This is a genomic window from Streptomyces sp. NBC_00878, assembly GCF_026341515.1.
In the GTDB taxonomy this organism is placed as follows: Bacteria; Actinomycetota; Actinomycetes; order Streptomycetales; family Streptomycetaceae; genus Streptomyces.
Genome location: NZ_JAPEOK010000001.1, coordinates 2,559,371 through 2,582,314, shown reverse-complemented (window position 1 = coordinate 2,582,314; position 22,944 = coordinate 2,559,371). Strand labels below are relative to the sequence as shown.

At 68.2% G+C, this 22,944-nt stretch carries 13 protein-coding genes and 2 pseudogenes; 11 read left to right on the top strand and 4 right to left on the bottom strand.

What is annotated here, in order from left to right:
- Window positions 1–25: 25 nt before the first annotated feature.
- Window positions 26–763: pseudogene (locus tag OHA11_RS10540) on the top strand (transposase family protein); the annotation flags it as partial.
- 28 nt (window positions 764–791) lie between these two features.
- Here OHA11_RS10540 and OHA11_RS10535 read toward each other — a convergent pair.
- Complete coding sequence (locus OHA11_RS10535; protein ID WP_266494506.1) at window positions 792–2,321, bottom strand: UDP-N-acetylglucosamine 1-carboxyvinyltransferase; 1,530 nt, start codon at window positions 2,319–2,321, stop codon at window positions 792–794.
- A gap of 63 nt (window positions 2,322–2,384) precedes the next feature.
- Entirely contained in the window at window positions 2,385–2,588 is a 204-nt protein-coding gene (locus OHA11_RS10530; protein ID WP_266494504.1) for a DUF4236 domain-containing protein, read from the bottom strand.
- 197 nt (window positions 2,589–2,785) lie between these two features.
- Here OHA11_RS10530 and OHA11_RS10525 point away from each other — a divergent pair.
- Window positions 2,786–3,098, top strand: a pseudogene (locus tag OHA11_RS10525) (response regulator transcription factor); the annotation flags it as partial.
- Window positions 3,099–3,201: 103 nt separating this feature from the next.
- Here OHA11_RS10525 and OHA11_RS10520 read toward each other — a convergent pair.
- Entirely contained in the window at window positions 3,202–4,023 is an 822-nt protein-coding gene (locus OHA11_RS10520; RefSeq protein WP_266494501.1) for a hypothetical protein, read from the bottom strand.
- Between the two features lie 428 nt (window positions 4,024–4,451).
- Between OHA11_RS10520 and OHA11_RS10515 the strand changes: the two genes are divergently transcribed.
- From OHA11_RS10515 to OHA11_RS10490, 6 genes are all read left to right on the top strand, one after another.
- Window positions 4,452–4,658: a hypothetical protein gene (locus OHA11_RS10515; protein ID WP_266494498.1), complete on the top strand. Its 207-nt coding sequence runs from the start codon at window positions 4,452–4,454 to the stop codon at window positions 4,656–4,658.
- A 172-nt stretch (window positions 4,659–4,830) separates the two neighbouring features.
- Entirely contained in the window at window positions 4,831–7,548 is a 2,718-nt protein-coding gene (gene acnA, locus OHA11_RS10510) for an aconitate hydratase AcnA (RefSeq protein WP_323186545.1), read from the top strand.
- 282 nt (window positions 7,549–7,830) lie between these two features.
- The gene (locus OHA11_RS10505) at window positions 7,831–7,998 is read left to right on the top strand and encodes a hypothetical protein (RefSeq protein ID WP_266494493.1); all 168 of its coding nucleotides are present in this window, start codon (window positions 7,831–7,833) and stop codon (window positions 7,996–7,998) included.
- Window positions 7,995–9,656, top strand: coding sequence for an ATP-binding protein (locus tag OHA11_RS10500; protein ID WP_266494490.1), 1,662 nt, complete (start codon window positions 7,995–7,997; stop codon window positions 9,654–9,656). The genes OHA11_RS10505 and OHA11_RS10500 overlap by 4 nt, the downstream gene beginning before the upstream one ends.
- A gap of 689 nt (window positions 9,657–10,345) precedes the next feature.
- Window positions 10,346–11,278, top strand: a complete 933-nt coding sequence (locus OHA11_RS10495; RefSeq protein ID WP_266494487.1) for a lytic polysaccharide monooxygenase — start codon at window positions 10,346–10,348, stop codon at window positions 11,276–11,278.
- Between the two features lie 353 nt (window positions 11,279–11,631).
- Window positions 11,632–14,913 carry a GH92 family glycosyl hydrolase gene (locus tag OHA11_RS10490; protein WP_266494484.1) on the top strand — a complete coding sequence of 1,094 codons (3,282 nt, stop codon included), beginning with the start codon at window positions 11,632–11,634 and terminating at the stop codon, window positions 14,911–14,913.
- Window positions 14,914–15,008: 95 nt separating this feature from the next.
- On the opposite strand, the gene OHA11_RS10485 is transcribed toward OHA11_RS10490, so the two are convergent.
- Complete coding sequence (locus tag OHA11_RS10485; protein ID WP_266507076.1) at window positions 15,009–18,749, bottom strand: GH92 family glycosyl hydrolase; 3,741 nt, start codon at window positions 18,747–18,749, stop codon at window positions 15,009–15,011.
- A gap of 615 nt (window positions 18,750–19,364) precedes the next feature.
- Between OHA11_RS10485 and ngcE the strand changes: the two genes are divergently transcribed.
- From ngcE to OHA11_RS10470, 3 genes are all read left to right on the top strand, one after another.
- Entirely contained in the window at window positions 19,365–20,813 is a 1,449-nt protein-coding gene (ngcE, locus tag OHA11_RS10480; protein WP_266494477.1) for an N-acetylglucosamine/diacetylchitobiose ABC transporter substrate-binding protein, read from the top strand.
- 100 nt (window positions 20,814–20,913) lie between these two features.
- The gene (locus OHA11_RS10475) at window positions 20,914–21,843 is read left to right on the top strand and encodes a carbohydrate ABC transporter permease (protein WP_266494475.1); all 930 of its coding nucleotides are present in this window, start codon (window positions 20,914–20,916) and stop codon (window positions 21,841–21,843) included.
- 55 nt (window positions 21,844–21,898) lie between these two features.
- Window positions 21,899–22,819, top strand: coding sequence for a carbohydrate ABC transporter permease (locus tag OHA11_RS10470; RefSeq protein ID WP_266494472.1), 921 nt, complete (start codon window positions 21,899–21,901; stop codon window positions 22,817–22,819).
- Window positions 22,820–22,944 lie beyond the last annotated feature (125 nt).

Here is a 22,944-nt window from a genome sequence, read left to right as displayed (position 1 = left end):
TGCCACGCTCAAGCAACGGCATTGGCCCGGGACCTCGAAGTGGAACAAGATCGAGCACCGGCTGTTCTCCCACATCTCCATGAACTGGCGCGGCAGACCGCTGACCAGCCATGAAGTCATTGTCGACAGTATCGCGGCGACCACGACCCGCACCGGTCTGAAAGTCGAAGCCGAACTCGACACCGGCACCTACGACATCGGCATAAAGGTCACCGACAGCGACATCGATGCCTTGCCCATGCATCGGCACCGCTTCCACGGCGACTGGAACTACACCCTCCACCCTCAACCTCGCGGCACCACCGACGCAGCCCCAAACCGGTCAGCCAACAGTCCCTCCCTGCGGCCCCGCACTGGGTGTCTGCGCAACCCGGAGCTGACCGGTATGCCCGAACCGGCGCTGGACGAACTCGTCGACCAACTGACTCAGCAACTGGACGAGTTACGTGAGCAAGCACGGCTTCAACAGCGAGGGGGCGAGCGTATCCGTACTCGCGGCGCAGGGGCCAAGGACAAGCTGACCACCGCCGACAGAGTCCTGGTCACCGTGCTCTACCTGCGCAAACTCGGCACCCGAGACCTGCTCGCCCAGCTCTTCGGAGTCAACGGCAGCACACTCACCAGAGCCGTTCACCAAGTCCAGCCCCTCCTGGCCGAGCACGGCTGCACTATTCCACCCTCGACAGCCCGGTTCCGCACGCCCGCTGACATTGCTGCGTTCCTCGCAAACAGCAGCCCCACGGAGATCAAACCCGCATGTTGATTCTCTGCAAGCCCTTAATCCCGCTTATTCAGATGTCCCGGAAGGTCTCGATCTGCGCCCCCACCGAGTTGAGCCGCTCCGCCAGATCCTCGTAGCCGCGGTTGATGACGTACACGTTCCGCAGGACGGACGTGCCCTCGGCCGCCATCATCGCCAGTAGGACGACGACGGCGGGGCGCAGGGCGGGCGGGCACATCATCTCGGCGGCGCGCCAGCGGGTCGGGCCCTCGACCAACACGCGGTGCGGGTCGAGGAGTTGGAGGCGGCCGCCGAGGCGGTTCAGGTCCGTGAGGTAGATCGCTCGGTTGTCGTAGACCCAGTCGTGGATCAGGGTCTTGCCCTGCGCGGAGGCGGCGATGGCCGCGAAGAACGGGACGTTGTCGATGTTCAGGCCCGGGAACGGCATCGGGTGGATCTTGTCGATCGGTGCCTCCAGCTTGGAGGGCCGGACGGTCAGGTCCACCAGGCGCGTACGGCCGTTGTCCGCGACGTACTCCGGCGTACGGTCGTGGTCGAGGCCCATCTCCTCCAGGACCGCCAGCTCGATCTCCAGGAACTCGATCGGCACCCGGCGCACCGTCAGTTCGGACTCCGTGACGACCGCGGCGGCCAGCAGGCTCATCGCCTCGACCGGGTCCTCGGAGGGGGAGTAGTCGACGTCCACGTCGATCGTCGGCACGCCGTGCACGGTGAGCGTCGTGGTGCCGATGCCCTCGACGCGTACGCCCAGTGCCTCCAGGAAGAAGCACAGGTCCTGGACCATGTAGTTGGACGAGGCATTGCGGATGACGGTCGTGCCGTCGTGGCGCGCGGCGGCCAGCAGCGCGTTCTCGGTCACCGTGTCGCCGCGTTCGGTCAGCACGATGGGGCGGCCCGGGGCCACCTTGCGGTCCACCCGCGCGTGGTACAGGCCCTCGGTGGCCGCGATGTCCAGGCCGAACCGGCGCAGCGCGATCATGTGCGGCTCGATCGTCCGCGTGCCCAGGTCGCAGCCGCCCGCGTACGGCAGCGTGAAGCTGTCCATACGGTGCAGCAGGGGGCCGAGGAACATGATGATCGAGCGGGTGCGACGGGCGGCTGCCGCGTCGATCGCCGCCATGTTCAGCTCGGCGGGCGGCACGATCTCCAGGTCGACGCCGCTGTTGATCCACCGGGTGCGTACGCCGATGGAGCCGAGCACCTCCAGAAGGCGGTACACCTCCTCGATGCGGGCGACGCGGCGCAGCACTGTGCGGCCCCTGTTGAGGAGCGTCGCGCAGAGCAGCGCCACGCACGCGTTCTTGCTGGTCTTCACGTCGATGGAGCCGGAGAGCCGACGGCCGCCGACCACCCGCAGATGCATCGGACCCGCGTAGCCGAGCGAGACGATCTCACTGTCCAGCGCTTCACCGATTCGTGCGATCATCTCAAGGCTGATGTTTTGGTTCCCGCGTTCGATGCGGTTCACCGCACTCTGACTGGTGCCGAGCGCCTCGGCCAACTGTGTCTGTGTCCAGCCCCGGTGCTGACGGGCGTCACGGATGAGCTTGCCGATGCGTACGAGGTAGTCGTCTGCCATGGCGGCAGGCTATCTCACATATGAGATGGTGCATCTTGAGGGGGTCAAGTGGGTGACGGTCCCTCAGTGACCCTTGGGGCGCTTGCTGGTGGTGCGCCGCCAGCCGAAGGGACCCGGCAGATCCATCGAGGTGGTCCGACGGCCCGAGCTGCTGTGCGTACGCCGTGGCCCGTGCTTGCCGCCGCTGGTGATGGACCACGAGCGCCGATTGATGTTCAGCCGCAACCCCGGCAGGATCCGGAAGCTCTTACGGAATGTGAGGGGCATACGTGCCTCCTTGTCGTCCGACGCCGGGTACCCCGAATGTCGACCGGTACGCCGACGCGTACGCCGAACGGGGGCCGGCGAGCATCGGCTCGCCGGCCCCCGGCCGGACCACTCGGTCAGATGGTGCCGTAGTAGCACTCCACGACCATCCTCCGGCCCCGGCGAGCAATCGTGGTGCTGATCTCCACCGGCGGCCAGTCGCCGGCGGTGACGCCCTCTTCGCCCCCCAGCGTGACCCGGCGCCTGGTCGAAGCCTTCGCTCACCGGGCCCGCTCCGCGCCGGCCACCCAACCCCTGCCGGACCTCGGCACGTTGACGTCCCGCGAGGCAGAAGTCCTCAAACTCATCGCCCGCGGCCTGTCCAACCCACAGATCGCCGACCGGCTCTCCATCAGCGAAGCAACGGTCAAGACCCACCTCAACCGCACCATGACCAAGCTGAACCTGGACAGCCGAGCACAGGCGGTCGTGATCGCCTACGAGACGGGCCTGGTGACACCGGGAGGGTAGGCGGGGTCCCGGGGACATGCACGATGGTACGAGGACATGCGCGAACGTACGAAAGCATGCGCAAACGAAATCCAGCGCGGCCCTGGTCCGCTCGCCCTGCGGGTCAACTCCCCGGGCCGCCCTGCCAGAGGACGGTGTTCCGGTATTCGATGTACAGGTTTCCGTTGCTGCCGATCATGAGGACCGCTCCGTCGTGGCCGTCGGTGCGGGTGGACCAGGCGGTCGAGGAGTCCTGTTTGTAGACGACGAAGTTGCCGTCGCTCTGGAAGACGGCCCTGGCGCCTACGCTCGTCGTACCGCTGGACCACGTGACGGCGCCGTTGTAAGTCACGACGAGGTTCCCGCCCGAGGAGAACGTCAGGGTGGTCGGGCCGTTGACGATCGAGTCCCCGGGGTTCATGGCCCGGGTACTGGGCACCGCCAGCGGCGCCGGGCGGTGGGTCGGGGTCGGCGTCGTCCCCGACGTGGTTGACGGCTCGACCGTCCGGCCCGGCGCGGACGGCTTCCGGGTGAGCCCATGGCCGTCATGCGGTTCCCCTGTCGCGGACCCGCCCGGAGAGACGGGCGCGGAGGGATCCTTCGCGCCGCCGCTGACCAGGGTGGACGGCGACGCCGACGGCTGTCCGGGGAGCAAGTAGTCCGGAAGGTCCGTGTTCTGGTTGTCGACGGCCGGTGCGGCGGAGCTCCCGTGGCCCCAGTTGACGAAGAGCAGCGGGATCGCGGCGAGGATCACCGTGCCCGCCACGGCCACCAGTAGCGCGCGGGTACGCCTCCGGGGTGGTCCGCCCTTGACCGACGGCCGGGCGGTCCCCGTGAACTCCGGTGCGGAGGGGGTCACTTCGGGGCTCGGGGTGTCGGGTGCCTTGCCCGCGCCGGCCACGGCCCGTAGGGACTGCTCGATCCTGGCCCGTTCCGAGGCGTCCAACGTCCTCTTGCGGACGGTGGGTTCAGTGCCTGCCGACGGCACGGCGCCGGTGGACTCGCTCGGGGCCGACGGTGTTCCCCGGCGAGGCAGGGGAACACGTGACCCCGATGCGGCATCGTCGCCTGATATCGACCCGGACGAACCGGACATGGGACTCCCCGCTCATGGCCTGATCCAAATGTAGTCGAACCATAAAGCATGTCCTGTCGGGGCGGCTCGTCACAGATCCGGCTCGGCCCGGATCCGCTTGCCCCACGGCAGAAAGGTGGCTGCCCGGTCGCCCGCATCCGCAAGCGCCGGGGTGCTGTCATCGACGCCTTCTTCGACCTCGCCGACACCATGATCACCGTGCGTAGCGTCTCTGGAACTCTTCCCTGGAAACCGCTCGCGATCAGGTCATCCAGGCCGCCGGTGTCATTGCCGACACCGTGATCGACCTCGTCGGCGCGATCGGCCGGGCCGTACTGGACCGGCTCATGCCCGCCCGACGCCTACGCGTCAGCCCCCGCGCGGTCAAGCGCGCCCTGTCCCGCTACGCCTACAAAAGCCTCAAAATCGACAGACGCACCGACAAAGCCACCCTGAGCATCGACATCTTGACGCCGACGATCAGCACAAACACCCTCCGGACATGACCGTCCAGCGGTCATGTACTAGAGTTATCTCGACATCGAGATATCTGCCGAGGCGTGCCGCAGTCGCCCGGACCGGTAAGGGTTACCTAACTTAGCCTTACCTTAGCGGATCGGCCAAGGGGGCGTGGCGGCAGGATGCGGTGGTACGCGCACATGAATGAAGGAGACTGTCGTGTCGGCGAACAGCTTCGACGCCCGTAGCACGCTCAGCGTGGGCGACGAGTCGTACGAGATCTTCCGGCTGGACAAGGTGGAAGGCTCGGCCCGCCTTCCGTACAGCCTCAAGGTCCTGCTGGAGAACCTGCTCCGTACCGAGGACGGCGCGAACATCACCGCCGACCACATCCGTGCTCTTGGCGACTGGGACTCGCAGGCCCAGCCCAGCCAGGAGATCCAGTTCACGCCGGCCCGCGTGATCATGCAGGACTTCACGGGTGTGCCCTGCGTCGTGGACCTCGCCACCATGCGTGAGGCCGTGAAGGAGCTCGGCGGCGACGCGGCGAAGATCAACCCGCTCGCCCCCGCCGAGCTGGTCATCGACCACTCCGTCATCGCCGACAAGTTCGGCACGAACGAGGCGTTCGCCCAGAACGTCGAGCTGGAGTACGGCCGCAACCGCGAGCGCTACCAGTTCCTGCGCTGGGGCCAGACCGCGTTCGACGAGTTCAAGGTCGTCCCGCCGGGCACCGGCATCGTCCACCAGGTGAACATCGAGCACCTGGCCCGTACGGTGATGGTGCGCAACGGGCAGGCCTACCCCGACACCCTCGTCGGCACCGACTCCCACACCACCATGGTCAACGGCCTCGGTGTACTCGGCTGGGGCGTCGGCGGTATCGAGGCCGAGGCCGCGATGCTCGGCCAGCCGGTCTCGATGCTCATCCCGCGCGTCGTCGGCTTCAAGCTCACCGGTGAGCTGACCCCCGGCACCACCGCCACCGACCTCGTGCTCACGATCACCGAGATGCTCCGCAAGCACGGTGTCGTCGGCAAGTTCGTCGAGTTCTACGGAGAGGGCGTCGCCGCCACCTCCCTCGCGAACCGCGCCACCATCGGCAACATGTCGCCGGAGTTCGGCTCCACCGCCGCGATCTTCCCGATCGACGGCGAGACCCTGAAGTACCTGAAGCTGACCGGCCGCAGCGAGCAGCAGGTCGCGCTCGTCGAGGCGTACGCCAAGGAGCAGGGCCTCTGGCTCGACCCGGCCGCCGAGCCCGACTTCTCCGAGAAGCTGGAGCTGGACCTGTCGACGGTCGTCCCGTCGATCGCCGGTCCGAAGCGGCCGCAGGACCGGATCGTCCTCGCGAACGCCGCCGAGCAGTTCAAGAGCGACGTCCGCAACTACGTCGACACCGCCGACGAGGCCGGCAAGGAGTCCTTCCCGGCCTCCGACGCCCCGGCCAACCACCCCAACGGCGCCCCGTCGAACCCGGTCACCGTGACCGCCGCCGACGGCTCCACGTACGAGATCGACCACGGTGCGGTGACGGTCGCGGCCATCACCTCCTGCACCAACACCTCGAACCCGTACGTCATGGTCGCCGCCGCGCTCGTCGCGAAGAAGGCCGTGGAGAAGGGGCTCACGCGCAAGCCCTGGGTGAAGACCACCCTCGCGCCCGGCTCCAAGGTCGTCACCGACTACTTCGACAAGGCGGGGCTCACCCCCTACCTCGACAAGGTCGGCTTCAACCTCGTCGGCTACGGCTGCACCACCTGCATCGGCAACTCCGGCCCGCTGCCGGAGGAGGTCTCCAAGGCCGTCAACGACCACGACCTGGCCGTGACCTCGGTGCTCTCCGGCAACCGTAACTTCGAGGGCCGGATCAACCCCGACGTCAAGATGAACTACCTGGCCTCCCCGCCGCTGGTCGTCGCGTACGCCCTCGCGGGCTCCATGAAGGTGGACATCACGCGCGACGCCCTCGGTGTCGACCAGGAGGGCAAGCCGGTCTTCCTGACCGACATCTGGCCCTCCGAGGCCGAGGTCAACGACGTCGTGGCGAACGCCATCGGCGAGGACATGTTCAACAAGTCCTACCAGGACGTCTTCGCGGGCGACGCCCAGTGGCAGGCGCTGCCGATCCCGACCGGCAACACCTTCGAGTGGGACCCGCAGTCCACCTACGTGCGCAAGCCCCCGTACTTCGAGGGCATGACGATGGAGACCACCCCGGTCTCGGACATCGCCGGCGCCCGCGTCCTGGCCAAGCTGGGCGACTCGGTGACGACGGACCACATCTCGCCCGCCGGTGCCATCAAGGCCGACACCCCGGCCGGCAAGTACCTCACCGAGCACGGCATCGAGCGGCGTGACTTCAACTCCTACGGCTCGCGCCGAGGCAACCACGAGGTCATGATCCGCGGCACGTTCGCCAACATCCGCCTGCGCAACCAGATCGCGCCGGGCACCGAGGGCGGCTACACCCGCGACTTCACCCAGCCGGACGCTCCCGTCTCGTTCATCTACGACGCCTCGCGCAACTACATCGAGCAGGGCATCCCGCTGGTCATCCTGGCCGGCAAGGAGTACGGCTCCGGCTCGTCCCGCGACTGGGCGGCCAAGGGCACCGCGCTGCTCGGCGTCAAGGCCGTCGTCGCCGAGTCCTACGAGCGCATCCACCGCTCCAACCTCATCGGCATGGGCGTCATCCCGCTGCAGTACCCGGAGGGCCAGTCCGCCGAGAGCCTCGGCCTGACCGGCGAGGAGGCCTTCTCCATCGCCGGCATCACCGAGCTGAACGACGGCACCACCCCCCGTACGGTCAAGGTCACCACCGACACCGGTGTGGAGTTCGACGCGGTCGTCCGCATCGACACCCCCGGTGAGGCCGACTACTACCGCAACGGCGGCATCCTGCAGTACGTGCTGCGCAGCCTGATCCGCAAGTAGGCAGCCACCGTAGGCAAGCGGCACCGCAAGCGGGCAGTCACCGCGAGCAGACAGCCACCGCAAGCAGGTGGTCAGGTACGGCGGTCGAGGGCCGCACTCCCGGAGACGGGGGTGCGGCCCTCTGCTGTGACCTGGGAGTGTCAATGTCCTTTTCGGTCAAGGGAGTTGGCGGGTGCACTACGCCCGGGAGCGGGGTGCCGTCTGCCCGGATCCACCAGGTCACACGGCTGCGCCTCAGGCGGAACACAGGGTTCTGCCAGCGAACCGGGACAGGATCAAGACATGTCTGGCATCCGTAGCGAGCACGTCCGTGTGCTGATCGTCGACGACGAACCCGGCCTCAGGCCCTCCTCCAGCCTCCGCCGGGAGCTGGGCAGGGGACGGTCGCGGATGACCCACGCCGTCGAGGGTCTGGGGTACGCCATCGGGCCCGGGGAGGACGGGAGATGAGCCCGCGCCTGCCCGGAGGGTCGTCACGGAGCCCTGCGCCGCGGAGCCGTTCCCCGCGGAGCCCCTCCCTGTGGAGCCCCTCCCTGTGGGGGCGCTCGCTGCGGGCCCGCCTTCTGCTGTTCATCGGCGTCACCCTCGTCGCCGTGTGCGTGGCCATGGCGCTCACCGTCTTCTTCGTCCAACGCGCCTATCTGCTGGGGGACTTGGACCAGCGCGTGACCAACGCGGCTGAGCGGAGTCAGGGCGGGGTCCGGGTCGGGCCGGGCATCGAGACGGACCTGGCGTTCCTCAGCGAGCAGGGGCAGGCCGCCGGTACGATCGCCGCCCGGCTCGACGACGGGGACGTCTCCGCGGCCCGGGTCGTCCGCCCGGGCGGCGAACCGCGGGATCTCAGTGCCGCGCAACGCGCCGTCCTCGCCGGCATCCCGGCCGACGGCTCCCTGCACACCCGGACCGTGCCCGGCCTCGGCACCTACCGGGTCACCGCCCTCAGCGGCAGCGGGCACGCCGTCCTCACCGGACTGCCGATGGACGACGTGCAGGACATGATCCGGGGTCTGGTCGTGGTGGAGGCGGTGGTCGCCGCCGTCGGGCTCACCGCCGCGGGCTGCGTCTGTGCCGTCGTCATCCGGCGTCAGCTCCGGCCGCTGGGGCGGGTCGCCGCCACCGCGGTCGAGGTCTCCCGCTCTCCGCTGGACCGCGGCGAGGTCGCCGGTCTCACCCGCGTACCCGAACGGGACACCGACCCGGGCAGTGAGGCCGGCCAGGTGGGCGCGGCGCTCAACCGCATGATCGACCACGTCGAGTCCTCCCTCGCCGAACGCCGGCGCGGCGAGGAACGCATGCGCCGCTTCCTCGCCGACGCCAGCCACGAACTCCGTACGCCGCTCGCGTCGATCGCTGGATACGCGGAACTGATGAACCGCGGCACCGGGCGGATCGAACCGGTGCTGGCCTGGCGGCAGGTCTCCGCGGAGTCGGCCCGTATGACGGGCCTCGTGGAGGACCTGCTGCTGCTCGCCCGGCTCGACGAGGGACGGCCGCTGCACTCCGCCGAGGTGGATCTCGCGGTCCTGGTCGCCGAGGCGGTGTGGGACGCGCGGGCCGCCGGGGACGGCCACGGCTGGCAGTTGGCGCCCTTCCCCGACGCTCCGGCGCTGGTCGTCGGCGACGAGACGCGGCTGCGCCGGGTGGTGGCCAACCTGTTGGCCAACGCGCGTGTGCACACGCCTGTGGGCACGACCGTCGTGGCCTCGGTCGAGGCAACGGACGAGCACTGTGTCATCCGGGTGCGCGACGACGGCCCGGGTATCCCGCCCGCACTGCTCCCCAGGGTCTTCGAGCGCTTCACCCGCGCCGACGCCTCCCGCTCCCGCGTGTCCGCCCAGGACGGCGGCTCCGGCCTGGGCCTGGCCATCGCGGAGGCGATCACGGAGGCGCACGGGGGCCGTATCGGGGTCGCGAGCGAGCCGGGCCGCACCGAGTTCACCCTGACGCTGCCGCCCGCGCCCGCGCCCTCGTCCTCGTCCTCGTCAGCGTCCTCGCCTGCGCCCACGGCTTCGGGTGCGCCCTCGCCCTCGCCCACACCCTCGGCCTCGGCTTCGGGTGCGCCCCGGACGGGCCTGGCCCTCGGGGCGTGCGGCAGCGAACAGCCTTGACCGGACAGGCCGTTCACGCTCCGTGGTCGCGGATTCCCCAGTCGTCCAGACGTCACCTCACTTCACCACCGGTGACACACCTCGTCGTTCCCCGTCGTTCCCCGTCGTTCCCCGCCGTTCCTCGTCGTTCTCCGGCATCGCGAGGGCCGCACGCCGCACCCACCCGGGCGCGGCCCTCGCGCGTCAGCCGTTTACAGGTGTACCGGTCCGCGCTAACTTCAGAACCACGTGAGGTGGGAGCGCTCCCATTCCGGGTGGACCGGAACCCGCCCGCGGGCTCGCTCCCGCCTCGCGCATCAGCTCATGAACGCCGCCGTCCGCACACGGACCCCGCCGTCCGCACACGGACCCCGCCGTCCGCACACGGACACTGCGCCGACACGACACCGGCATCGGCATCGCACCGACAACGGCATCGAACCGACATCACACGGCCCCTGAACGAAGGGACGGGTAGATCTGTCATGATCCTAACAACTCCAACCCCTGATCCAACCCCTGATCCACCACCTGGTCCACCACCTGCTCCATCGCCCGCTCCAACACCCCCTCCACGGCCGCCGCGCCGATTACCGCTCCCCGCCCGCGGCAGAGCCCTCCTCCTCATCCTGCTGGCCCTGGTCGTCACGGTCCCGGTCCTCGGGCTGGTCGTCTCGGCAGGGAGTGAGGCGCAGGCCCACGGCACCCCCATGAAGCCCGGCAGCCGCACCTTCTTGTGCTGGCAGGACGGGCTCACCGCCACCGGTGAGATCAAACCGATCAACCCGGCCTGCAAGAAGGCGCAGCAGGTCAGCGGCACGACCCCGTTCTACAACTGGTTCTCGGTACTCCGCTCCGACGGCGCGGGCCGCACCCGTGGGTTCGTGCCCGACGGCGAACTGTGCAGCGGCGGCAACACCAACTTCACGGGCTTCAACTCCCCGAGTGCCGACTGGCCGTTGACCCACCTGACCTCGGGTGCGACCGTCGACTTCTCCTACAACGCCTGGGCCGCGCACCCGGGTTGGTTCTACGTCTACCTCACCAAGGACGGCTTCGACCCGACCAAGCCGCTCACCTGGAACGACATGGAGGCGCAGCCGTTCCTGAGCGTCGACCACCCGCCGCTCAACGGCTCCCCGGGCACGGTCGAGGCGAACTACTCCTGGTCCGGCAGGCTCCCCGCCGGCAAGTCGGGGCGCCACCTGATCTACATGGTCTGGCAGCGTTCGGACAGCGCGGAGACCTTCTACTCCTGTTCCGACATCGTCTTCGACGGCGGCAACGGAGAGGTGACGGGCATCCACGACCCGGGCAACCCCCCGACCGAGCCTCCGCCCGGCGCCTGCTCCGCGACCCGCCGTACGACGGGCAGTTGGTCCGGCGGCTACCAGTCCGAGGTCACCGTCACCAACACGGGAGCCGTGCCGATGCTCGGCTGGATGGTCGACTGGACCCTGCCGGGCGGGCAGTCCGTCGCCAGCCTCTGGAGCGGCAGTGCCACCTACAGCGGTCAGAACGTGATGGTCCACAACGCCGACTGGAACGGGTCGCTCGACCCAGGGGAGAGCGCCTCGTTCGGGTACGTCGTCCAGGGTTCCGGAGGTGATACGGCGACCGCCCTCGCGTGCCGGCCGGGCTGAGCCGGTCACGAGCCGTCGCAACTCTGCGTGTGAGCATCCCCTGCTCGGGGCGGACCCGGTGGCCGTAATCCACCGGGTCCGCGAGCCGGGCAGGTTGGGGGAAGTCTGCCCGGATGGAACGTGGCTTGTGCGGACCAGGGGGCGCGACAACGTTGTCGAGTGGTCTGCGCACGACTCTACTCCTCTAACAGACAACGCTGTCAAACCAGTTGGGATTGAGCCGTCCGAGTGTCGGCCGTGCACGCCTCTCGTCCGCCAGGCGGTCTTCCGTGGTACAGGTGCGGCACGCTACTGTCCCTGCGGCTTGTGCGACCTGTGGTGCGCGACCCGTCCGAAGGAGGAGGGGCCGCGTCATGCGTTTCCGTCCGTCATCCGTGCTTCTAGCCGTCGCCCTGACCATCGGCGGCGGCGCCACCCCGGCCCTGGCCGCACCCCCACCAGGACCGGACCTCATCAAGGACCCCACCCCGTACGTCAACCCGCTCATCGGCACCAGAAACGGCGGCAATGTCTTCCCGGGCGCCGTCGTGCCCTTCGGCATGCTCTCGTGGAGCCCCGAGAACACCCGCGGCGACGCGACCCGCACGGCCGCGCCCGGCGGCTACCAGTACGACGCGACCCGTATCCGCGGCTTCAGCCTCACCCACATGTCCGGTACGGGCTGCGCGGGCGGCAGCGGAGACATCCCGTTCTTCCCGTACGCGGGCGAGGTCACCTCGTCCCCGGCGAGCGACACCAAGGACGAGGTGTACGCGGCGGACTTCGCGCACACCGACGAGACCGCCGAACCCGGCCACTACAAGGTCGGTCTCTCCTCCGGCGTCACCGCGGACCTCACGGCGACCGCCCGCACGGGCTCGGGCCGCTTCGCCTTCCCCGCCGACAAGCCGGCCTCGCTGCTGATCCGCACCGCCAACTCCGAGGTGGGGTCGACCACTTCGGACGTCCGCATCGACCCCGAGACCCGTACGGTCTCCGGCTCGGTGACGTCCGGCAACTTCTGCGGCTACCTGGACCCCGAGGGCCAACGCAGCTACTACACCCTCCACTTCACCGCCCGCTTCGACCGCGCCTTCAAGGCCACCGGCACCTGGCAGGACGACAAGCTCAACCCCGGCGCCACCGAGGCGAGCGGCGGCACCGGCGGATTCGGGACCAACGGCCGACCGGTCGCGGGCAAGGGTGCGGGCGGCTATGTGGAGTTCGAGCCCGGCGCCGACCCGGTGAACGTCAAGGTCGGTATCTCGTACGTCAGTCGGGCCGGAGCCGAGGCCAACCTCGCCGCCGAGAACCCGCCCCGCCGCTCCTTCGACGACGTCCAGGACGCCGCGCGCAAGGCCTGGCGCGACCGCCTCTCCGCCGTCAAGGTCGGCGGCGGCACGGACGACGAGCGCACCACCTTCTACACCGCGCTCTACCACTCCCTCCTCCACCCGAACGTCATCAGCGACACCGACCGCAGATACAGAGGCCCTGACGGCAAGGTGCACCAGGTGGGTACGGGACACCGCGCCCAGTACGGCACCTACTCCGGCTGGGACGTCTACCGCTCCCAGGTCCAGCTGCTCACTTTCCTGGACCCGCGCACCGGCTCCGACATCGCGCAGTCGCTGCTCGAACTGGCCCGCCAGAACGGCGGCGTCTGGGACCGCTGGCTGCACGGCGCGAGCGGCACGCATGTCATGAACGGCGACCCGGCACCGGCCACCCTGGCGGGCATCAGAGCCTTCGGCGGCCGGGACTTCGACCTGCGCGGCGCGCTCGACTCACTGGTGAAGGCGGCCACCGTACCGACCGATCTCGACCTGAGCCCGGCCGGGAAGCCCATCATGTCCGTCGGCCAACGCCCGTCCCTGGACAAGTACTTGGCGAAGAACTACATGCCGTCCGTGTCCAACGCCTGGGGCGGCGCCGCCGAAACCCTGGAGATGTCCGGCGCCGACTTCGCCCTCGGCCAACTCGCCACCGCCGCAGGGGAGAAGAAGACCGCCGAGGCCTTCACCCGTCGCTCCCAGTGGTGGCAGAACAACTTCAACATCGCGGCCGACCCCACCGGCGGCTACATCGCAAACCGTAAGGCGGACGGCAGTTGGGTCACCGGCTTCACCCCGGCCACCGGCAACGGATTCGTCGAGGGCACGGCGGCCCAGTACACCTGGATGGTCCAGCACAACCCGGCCGGCCTCTTCGCCGCGATGGGCGGAAAGAGCAAGGCGGTCGATCGGCTGGACTCCTTCTTCCACAACGCAGACGGCAGCTGGGCCTTCACCGGCAGCGGCGGTGACAAGTCCGAACTGGACAACGAGCCGTCCATCAACGTGCCCTACCTGTACGCCTACGCGGGCGCGCCCCACAAGACCCAGGAGACCGTACGGGCCGCGATGGGCAAGCTGTGGTCCACCCAGCCCGGCGGCATCCCCGGCAACGACGACCTCGGCGCGATGTCGTCCTGGTACGTCTTCTCCGCGCTCGGTATGTATCCGCAGGTGCCTTCGCGGGCCGAACTCGTCCTGGGATCACCGGTGTTCCCGCGGGCCCGCATCTCGCGCCCGAACGGCAACGACATCGACATCCGGGCGGCGGGCGCGGCGGCGGACTCGCCGTACATCCAGTCGCTGAAGGTCAACGGCAGTACGAGCGAACGCCCTTGGCTGCCCGCGTCCTTCGTGCGCGACGGCGGCACGCTCGACTACACCCTCGCCGGCACGCCGAACCGGGCCTGGGGGAGCGCGGCCGGGGACGCCCCGCCGTCCTTCCGCGAGGGCGAGCAGCCGTACCAGATCGGTGTCGGCCCGACCACGGCGACGGTCGCCCCCGGCGGCAGTACGAAGCTCGACATCCGCGCGCTCGCGCTGAGCGGCGGCACGGGCCCCGAGGTGCGCTTCCGCGTCGAGACCCCCGAGGGTGTCCGGGCGACCCCCGCCGAAGGCACGGTCACGGACGGGGCCCAGACGATCACGCTCGCCGCGGACGAGGACGCCAAGCAGGGCTTCTACGACGTCTTGGTCGCCGTGACCTCCGGCGCCGGGGACACCTCGTACGAGCAGCCCGTCGCCCTCACCGTCGCCGCGCCCGGGTCGCTGCTCGCCGCGTACAACAACACCGGGATCTCGGACGACACCGGTGACCACTCCGAGGGCGACTACGACGGCGGCGGCTGGAGCTACTCCCGCCAGGCCCTCGCGGCGGCCGGTCTCACCCCGGGCGGGCAGGGTTCCGTGAACGGTCTCACCTACACCTGGCCGAACTCCCCGTCGGGCCGTCCGGACAACGCCTCGGCGACCGGTCAGAGCATCGGACTCCCGACGCCGGCGGCCGAGTTGAGCTTCATCGGCAGCGCGGTCAACGGCAACCAGCAGACCCGGGCGACCGTCACGTACGACGACGGCACCACCGACTCCGTCGACCTCTCCTTCACCGACTGGACCGTCGGCGGGGGCGGCGGCACCGTCCAGTACGGCAACGAGGTCGTCGCCCGGGCCGCGTACCGGAACGTCGCGGGCGCGGACAAGGACCCGGTCGCCACGTATGTCTTCGCGACGAAGCCGTTCGTGGCACCGGCCGGCCGGACGGTCAAGAGCGTGAAGCTGCCGGACAACGCCGGCCTGCATGTGTTCACCGTCGCGGTGAACTGAACTCCCGTACCTGACAACGCAGTCCGCCTCCGCCGGTACTCCAACCGGCGGAGGCGGTAGCGTGTGCGGGCCGCGTGTGCGGGCCGCGCCGTGCGTCAGCTCAGCAGTTCCACCTCCGCCAGCGTCGCCTCACCGTCGAGGACCAGGCGGTACTTCGCGTACGTCCCGGGCGTCGCGACCGAGAAGGCCCGTGTCTGCCGGTCCCAGGTGAAGGACTGGCCGGACCGCTTGTCGAGGTCCTTCCACGTGGTCCCGTCGGACGAGCCCTGGAGGACCCAGCCCTGCGGAGCCTTGGAGCGCTCGGCCGACGTCAGCGTGTACTGAACGGCCTTGGCCGGGGCGGCGGTCGGCAGGTCCGCGGACGCGACGGTCGCGTTCGTCGCCGAGGTGTTGTCGAACAACTCGCCCTCGCCCTTGATGACATCGCTCCGGGGCGACGGCACCTTGTCGTCCTGGGTGATCGAGACGGGCGCCGCGTTCTTCCCGGTGCCCCACGAGGACGGCTTCGACCCCATGTCGAACTCCAGCACGCCACCACCGGAGATGAGCGAGTGGGGGAGCGAAGTCTTCGTCCACGCCTTGCCGTTGACCTTCAGGCCCTGCACGTAGACGTTCTTCGCGCTGTTCTTCGGGGCCTTCACGACGAGCTCCCGGCCGTTCTCCAGGTGCACGGTCGCCTTGGTGAACAGCGGTGAGCCGACGGCGTATTCGCCGCTGCCCATGACCAGCGGGTAGAAGCCGAGCGAGGAGAAGAGGAACCAGGCCGACTGCTCGCCGTTGTCCTCGTCGCCGTGGTAGCCCTGCCCGATCTCGCTGCCGGTGTAGAGGCGGGACAGCACCTCGCGGACGTTCTTCTGCGTCTTCCAGGGCTGACTCGCCGCGTTGTACATGTAGTTCACGTGGTGAGCGACCTGGTTGGAGTGCCCGTACATGCCCATCCGCACGTCACGGGCCTCGGTCATCTCGTGGATGACGCCCCCGTACGAGCCGACGAACTCGGGCGAGGCGGTCTCCGGCGTCGCGAAGTACGTGTCGAGCTTCTCCGCGAGCCCGGAGCGTCCGCCGTACAGGTTGGCGAGGCCACGGGAGTCCTGGGGCGCGGTGAAGGCGTACCCCCAGCCGTTCGTCTCGGTGTAGTCGTAACCCCACACCCTCGGGTCGAACTTGGACGACTCGACCCGCCAGTCGCCCTTCTGGTCACGGCCCTGGAAGAAGCCCGCCTTGTCGTCGAACAACTTCACATATTCCTGGGCGCGGTTGAGGAAGTACTCGGCCTCCTCCTGGTAGCGCTTCTCGCCCGTCTTCTTGAAGAGGGCCTGGCCCATCTTCGCGATGCCGTAGTCGTTGAGGTAGCCCTCCAGCGCCCACGACAGGCCCTCGTGCGTGTCGCTGCTCGTGTAGCCGAGGAACGGGGAGGTCGTCATGCCCTTGCGGCCCACACCCGAGGAGGGCGGCACGACGGTCGCGTTCTTGACGGCCGCGTCGTACGCCGACTTCGCGTCGAAGTCGACCCCCTTCACGTACGCGTCCGCGAACGCCACGTCCGACGAGGTGCCGGTCATCAGGTCCGCGTAGCCGGGCGAGGACCAGCGCGAGGTCCAGCCGCCGTCCTTGTACTGCTGCACGAACCCGTCGACCATCTCACCCGCCTGACCGGGCGTCAGCAGTGAGTAGGCCGGCCAGGTCGTCCGATACGTGTCCCAGAAGCCGTTGTTGACGTACACCTTGCCGTCGACGATCTTCGCGCCGGTGTGCGTCGGGGTGTCCGGGCCGGGCATCGGCGAGAACGGCGACGCGTACTGGAACTTCGAACCGACCTTCTCGAAGCCGGAGTTGGGGTAGAGGTACAGCCGGTAGAGGCTGGAGTAGAGGGTCGTCAGCTGGTCCGGGGTCGCGCCCTCGACCTCGACCTTGCCGAGGATCTTGTCCCACTGCTTCTGGGCGCGCGACTTGACCGTGTCGAAGGACGTGCCGTCGGGGATCTCCTGACGGAGGTTGTCCTTGGCCTGGTCGATGCTGATCAGGGAGGTGGCCAGGCGGAGCGTGACCGTGCGGTCCTCGCCCGCCTTGAACCGCAGATGGCCCTTCACACCGGAGGAGCCGCCCTCGGTGACCTCCGCGTCGAAGACCCCGTACACGAAGAGGCGGGTGGCGCCCGTCGACAGGCCGGACTTCACGTCCGAATAGCCCGTGAAGGTCCCGTTCTCCTTGTTGAGCGTCAGACCCGCCTGGTCGGTGACGTTGTCGAAGAGGACGCTCGCGTCGTCGCCGGGGTAGGTGAAGCGCAGGGCCGCCGCGTGGTCCGTCGGCGCCATCTCCGTCTTCAGCCCGTTCTCGAACCGCACCCCGTAGTAGTACGGGCGTGCCGTCTCGTTCTCGTGCTTGAAGGGCAGCGCGCGGGCCGTGCGGCCCGTGTCCGGAGTGCCGGACGCGGCCGACGGCATCACCTGGAAGGTCTGCCGGTCGCCCATCCACGGGCTCGGCTCATGACTCGCGCTGAACGCCTGTATCGTCGGCAGATTGTCCGCGTTGTTGGCGCGCGCGTAGTCGTAGAGCCAGCTGAGCGAACCCGCGTTCGTCACCGGCGTCCAGAAGTTGAAGCCGTGCGGGACGGCCGTCGCCGGGAAGTTGTTGCCGCGCGAGAAGCCGCCGCTGGAGTTGGTGCCGCGCGTGGTGGACGCGTAGTCCGACAGATGTGCCTTGGGCTTCTCGGGCTTCTGCACGCTCAGCTTCACGTCGTCCAGCCAGCCGCGGAACTTCGCGGGCCCCTTCGCGGAGTCGTACGCGACCAGGATCCGGTCGACCGTCCGGCCGGCCGCGACCGAGCCGATCCGCGAGACGACGTTGTTCCACTGGTTGACGTACAGCACCTTCGAGGCGCCCTGGCCCTGCGGCGTCAGCGCGAACCCGTGCTGGTCCTGGGCGCGCAGGTCACTCAGATAGGTGCCGTCCGTGAAGGCCAGGTCCACCGACACGTTCGTGGCGTCGTAGTCCCGGTCGCCGTCCGCCATCGACGGGAAGACCCGGTAGGCCAGTTCGGTGTCGCGGCCCACGGCCACGTTCACGTCGAAGACCTTGTTGTACGAGTAGGCGCGGCCGTCCGCCTTGTGCGTGCCCGCGTACCGCAGGGCGCGCTTGCCGGTGAAGCCCGCGCCCGCCTTCGCGGTGGGGGAGCCGGCCGGGCCGCGGTCCACCAGCGAGAGCATGTCCTTGGGCGTCGGCTCCGCGCCGCCACCCGTCGAGAACTGCACATCGGCGAGTTGCAGGGCGTCCGGAGCGCCGTTGCTCTTGGTGATGTCGAGCCGGAAGTGCTGGTACTCCGCGGGCTCGGCGAGGTCGTACGACTTCGTCTGGAACCGCTCGCCGAAGGACTCGCCGGTGCGGGTGTCGAGGGTCTTCCACTCCTTGCCGTCCGCGGATCCCTGGAAGGTCCAGTCGACCGGGTCGCGCTCGTCGTGGTCGTTGGCCGACGTGAGCGCGTACGTCACCAGCTTGACCGGGGCGTCCAGCTCGAACTCCACCCAGCCGGTGGGTGCGAAGGTCAGCCACTTGGTGCCGGGCTCGACGTCGACGAGGTTCTCCTTCACCTCGCCCGAGCCGGTGTTCTCGCCACTCGCGCGGACGTCCGTGACGTGCTCGGTCACATTGCCGGGAATGCCGGTGCTGAAGCCGCCGTCGACGCCCGACGAACGCTTCGAACCATCGGACGCGGTGTCGACCGTATTGAGCCAGTCGGGTGCGGGTTCACCCGCCTCGAAGGAGGAACCGAACTCGCGGTCCGCGGCGGCGGCTTGGGCCGGCCGGGCGACGGCGGCGCCCTGCGAGGCCACCACCAGTGCGAAAGCGGCCGCTCCGAGGACCGCCGTGGAACCCCAACCGTGCCGTGCTCCGAAACGAGATCTGTGCGGAGAACCTTGCCGAGATCTGTGGTGCATGCGCCAGCACCCTCCCTGTCACGTGCGCCTGGACAACGTTGTCATACTCACTGCGCAGGTCCAGTAGGGAGTCAAGTGGTCAGTGATGTCAAGGGTGTTGGGTGTGGCGTATGGGGTGTATTGATCGCACCTGACCCAATAGTCCGCCCGTGGGCTCACCTGTCGGCTTCCTGTTCGGCAGCTGATGGTTGCCTGATCGCTCGATATGTCGGCGGGCCTGCGGACAGCTGATATTTCCGCGAGGTCTCACTTCGGGAAAGAGTGTCGGCCAACCGTGCATTCGATCTTGCTCCGCTGACGGAAAGTGGACTATACCTGTCGGCGTCCGCCCTGTCGTTCGACCGGCCGCGGGCAGGTAAACGGCCACGGGGAAGAGGGGGCGCGGCGCACGCCGGTCGCCGTGTATTCCTGCTGATCCGGTGCTTGCACAAGTGCACGACCCCAGCTTCAACAACCCGCGGTGCCGGGGAGGGTCCGGTTCACCGCCTGAGTCCTGATGAAGGCGAGGACTTGAGCATGGGATCCACTTCCGCCCACAACAACCGTGAGGGCGTCGGCCGCCGCGATCTGATCAAGCGGTCCGCTGCGCTCGGCCTGATTTCCGTACCCACGATGAGTTTCCTGTCGGCGTGTGCCAGCGGTGACAGCGGCAGTGACGAAAAGGTCGACAAGGGTACGAAGAGCAAAGAAAATCCACTCGCCGTCAACGAGAGCGCCCCGCTGGAGATCGTCATCTTCGACGGCGGTTTCGGTACGAAATATGCCGAGGACGCCAAAGCTGTCTACGAGAAGAACTTCCCGAAGGCAAAGGTCAAGTTCTCCTCCACCCAGAAGATCCAGTCGGTCCTGCAGCCGCGCTTCAACCAGGGCACCCCGCCGGACCTGATCGACAACTCCGGTGCCGAGCAGATGGACATGGGCGTCCTCGTGGGCAAGAAGCAGCTCGCGGACCTCACGCCCCTGCTGGACGCGGCCTCCGTCGACGACCCGAGCAAGAAGGTCCGGGACACCCTGCGCCCCGGCATCGTCGAGATGGGCCAGTTCGACGGCGACCCGGTCTGGATCATGTACTACGCGTACACCGTCTACGGCGTGTGGTACTCCCAGAAGGCGCTGGACTCCCTCGACGCCACGTACCCGGAGACCTGGGACGACATGCTCGCGGTCTGCGCGAAGGCGAAGAAGAAGGGCATGGCGGGCTGGACGTACGCGGGCAAGCACCCGTACTACATCCCCTTCTCGCTCTACCCGATGATCGCCAAGGTCGGCGGCCCCGAGGTCCTCGACGCCATCGACAACCTCGAACCGAACGCCTGGAAGCACCCCGCGGTCAAGACCTGCTTCGAGGCCTACTACGAGCTCTACAAGAAGGGGTACATCCTCAAGGGCACCCCGGGCCTGGACCACATCCAGTCCCAGACGGCCTGGACCGAGGGCAAGGCGCTCTTCATCCCGAACGGCTCCTGGGTGGAGAACGAGGCGGCGAAGACCATGCCGAAGGACTTCAACCTCGCGGTGTCCGCGCCCACCGGCATCGACAGCGCGGACAAGATGCCCTTCGGCACCATCTGGGCGTCCGGCGGCGAGCCCTTCGTCGTCCCCGCCAAGGCCAAGAACCCGGACGGCGGTATGGAGCAGCTGCGCATCATGCTCAGCGAGGCCTCGTCGAAGAACTTCACCGCGTCCGTCAAGTCGCTGACCGCTTTCAACGGCGGCACCGACGGCATCGAGCTGACCCCCGGCCTCAAGTCCGGTGTCGCGGCCCTGGAGAAGGCCGGCGACAACGTGGTCAACCCGCGCATCCAGGACTGGTACGTGGCGCTGCAGAAGGAGAAGATCGGTGTCGGCGGTCTCGGCGAGATGATGGCGGGGCGGCTCACCCCGGCCGAGGCCATCAAGAAGATCCAGGGTTATGCCGACGAAGCGGCCAAGGACGACTCCATCCAGCACTACAAGCACCAGTGAGCACAGCCGGGGACCCCGGGCCGTGACCGGGTCCGGGGTCCCCGGCTCTCGATGCGCGGCGTCGGCGGCAGTGCCCGCGGGAAGATCGGGTCGGTAGGAAATGCAACACGGTAAATACCGTTTCATCGTGGGGTTCTTGGCGGCCCCTCTGGCCATCTACGTCCTGTTCGTGATCTGGCCCTTCGTCCAGTCCATCTACTATTCGTTCACGGACTGGAGCGGCCTGAGCCCGGACTTCAAGATGGTGGGCTTCAAGAACTACACGAGAATTCTCGACGACGAGGTTTTCTGGAAGTCCTTCCAGCACAGCGTCACGTTCGTTCTGCTGCTGCCGTTGGTGACGCTCACCCTGGCCCTGTTCTTCGCCTTCATGCTCAATGTCGGCGGACGGCGCCGGAAGAACGCCGCGATCGCGGGGGTGCGCGGATCGGCCTTCTACAAGATTGTCTACTTCTTTCCGCAGGTGCTGTCGATCGCCATCGTCGCGCTGCTGTTCCAGTTCGCCTACAACCCCAACAGCGGCGCACTCAACTCCGCGTTGAAGGCGGTGGGTCTGGACAGCGTCCAGCCCGACTGGCTCGGCGACCCCGACCTCGCCCTGTGGTGCGTTTTCGCCGTACTCGTCTGGTCCACCGTCGGCTTCTTCGTGGTGCTCTTCTCCGCCGGAATGGCCTCCATTCCCAAGGATTACTACGAGGCCGCACTGCTGGACGGCGCGAACCGCATCACGACGTTCTTCCGGATCACCCTGCCGCTGCTCTGGGACACCGTGCAGTCCGGCTGGGCCTACATGGGCATCCTGGCGCTCGGCGCCGAGTCCTTCGCGGTCGTGCAGATCATGACCGTGGGGCCGAACGGCGGAGGCCCCGACTATTCGACGACCGTCCTGCCGCTGTACGTCTACCAGAAGGCCTTCCGCGACGGCCAGGCCGCCTACGCGACGACGATCGGTGTGGCCCTGCTCGTCCTGACGCTGCTCTTCGTGGGCGTCGTGATGAAGCTCGGCCGACGTGAGCGGCTGGAGTACTGATGCGGACCGAGCCGATCGAGCTGATCGAGCCGACCGAGCCGCGAGGAGGACACGAATGAAGACGACCGACACGCCTCCCGCGGACACCGCCGAGGAGCTGCCGCCCGTCACCAAGGTGACGGCCGCACCCGGGCCGCCGGAGAAGGCCGCCGAGGGCAGGGTCCTCAACTTCTTCTCGCACGGCATGCTCATCCTCTGGGCGTTCATGGTCGTCATGCCGCTGCTGTGGGCGGTGATGACCTCGTTCAAGACGGACCGGGACATCTTCAGCTCGCCCTGGGCGCTGCCCGACAAACTGCACTTCGAGAACTGGTCGCGCGCCTGGACCTCGGCGAACATGAGCGACTACTTCCTCAACACGGTGATCGTGGTGGGCTTCTCGCTCCTCGGCACCATGCTGCTGGGCTCCATGGCGGCGTACGTCCTCGCGCGCTTCGACTTCCCCGGGAACCGCTTCATCTACTTCCTCTTCATCGGAGGAATGAGCTTCCCGATCATCCTGGCGCTGGTCCCGCTGTTCTACGTCATGCAGAACCTGTCGCTGCTGAACACGCTGCCCGGACTGATCCTGGTCTACATCGCGTACTCGCTGCCGTTCACCGTGTTCTTCATGACGGCCTTCTTCCGAACGCTGCCGTCCTCGGTGGCCGAGGCGGCCTTCGTGGACGGCGCCTCGCACACCAGGACGTTCTTCCAGGTGATGCTGCCGATGGCCAAGCCCGGTCTGATCAGCGTCGGCATCTTCAACTTCCTGGGGCAGTGGAACCAGTACATGCTGCCGACGGTGCTCAACACCGAACCCGACCGGAAGGTGCTCACCCAGGGCCTCGTCCAGCTGGCCGTCAGCCAGGGCTACAAGGGCGACTGGTCCGGTCTGTTCGCCGGTCTCGTGATGGCGATGCTGCCGGTGCTCGCCGCGTACATCGTCTTCCAGCGCCAGGTCGTCCAGGGACTTACCGCGGGCGCGCTCAAGTAAGGGCTTTCCAAGGGCGCGCTCAAGTAACGGTTCGACTGTCGGTTCGGTTTGCGAGGGTGGTCCCGGATTGGAGCCGGGGCCACCCAGGTGTGCGCGGGCGCCGGCCCGCCCCTCTCTTTGCTCAA

Excerpts from the sequence above, each read along its gene's own strand:
- OHA11_RS10535 (WP_266494506.1), bottom strand. The coding sequence starts at position 2,321 with ATGGCAGACGACTACCTCGTACGCATCGGCAAGCTCATCCGTGACGCC.
- OHA11_RS10530 (WP_266494504.1), bottom strand. The coding sequence starts at position 2,588 with ATGCCCCTCACATTCCGTAAGAGCTTCCGGATCCTGCCGGGGTTGCGG.
- OHA11_RS10505 (WP_266494493.1), top strand. The coding sequence starts at position 7,831 with ATGTCTGGCATCCGTAGCGAGCACGTCCGTGTGCTGATCGTCGACGAC.
- OHA11_RS10500 (WP_266494490.1), top strand. The coding sequence starts at position 7,995 with ATGAGCCCGCGCCTGCCCGGAGGGTCGTCACGGAGCCCTGCGCCGCGG.
- OHA11_RS10495 (WP_266494487.1), top strand. The coding sequence starts at position 10,346 with ATGAAGCCCGGCAGCCGCACCTTCTTGTGCTGGCAGGACGGGCTCACC.
- OHA11_RS10490 (WP_266494484.1), top strand. The coding sequence starts at position 11,632 with ATGCGTTTCCGTCCGTCATCCGTGCTTCTAGCCGTCGCCCTGACCATC.
- ngcE (WP_266494477.1), top strand. The coding sequence starts at position 19,365 with ATGGGATCCACTTCCGCCCACAACAACCGTGAGGGCGTCGGCCGCCGC.
- OHA11_RS10475 (WP_266494475.1), top strand. The coding sequence starts at position 20,914 with ATGCAACACGGTAAATACCGTTTCATCGTGGGGTTCTTGGCGGCCCCT.
- OHA11_RS10470 (WP_266494472.1), top strand. The coding sequence starts at position 21,899 with ATGAAGACGACCGACACGCCTCCCGCGGACACCGCCGAGGAGCTGCCG.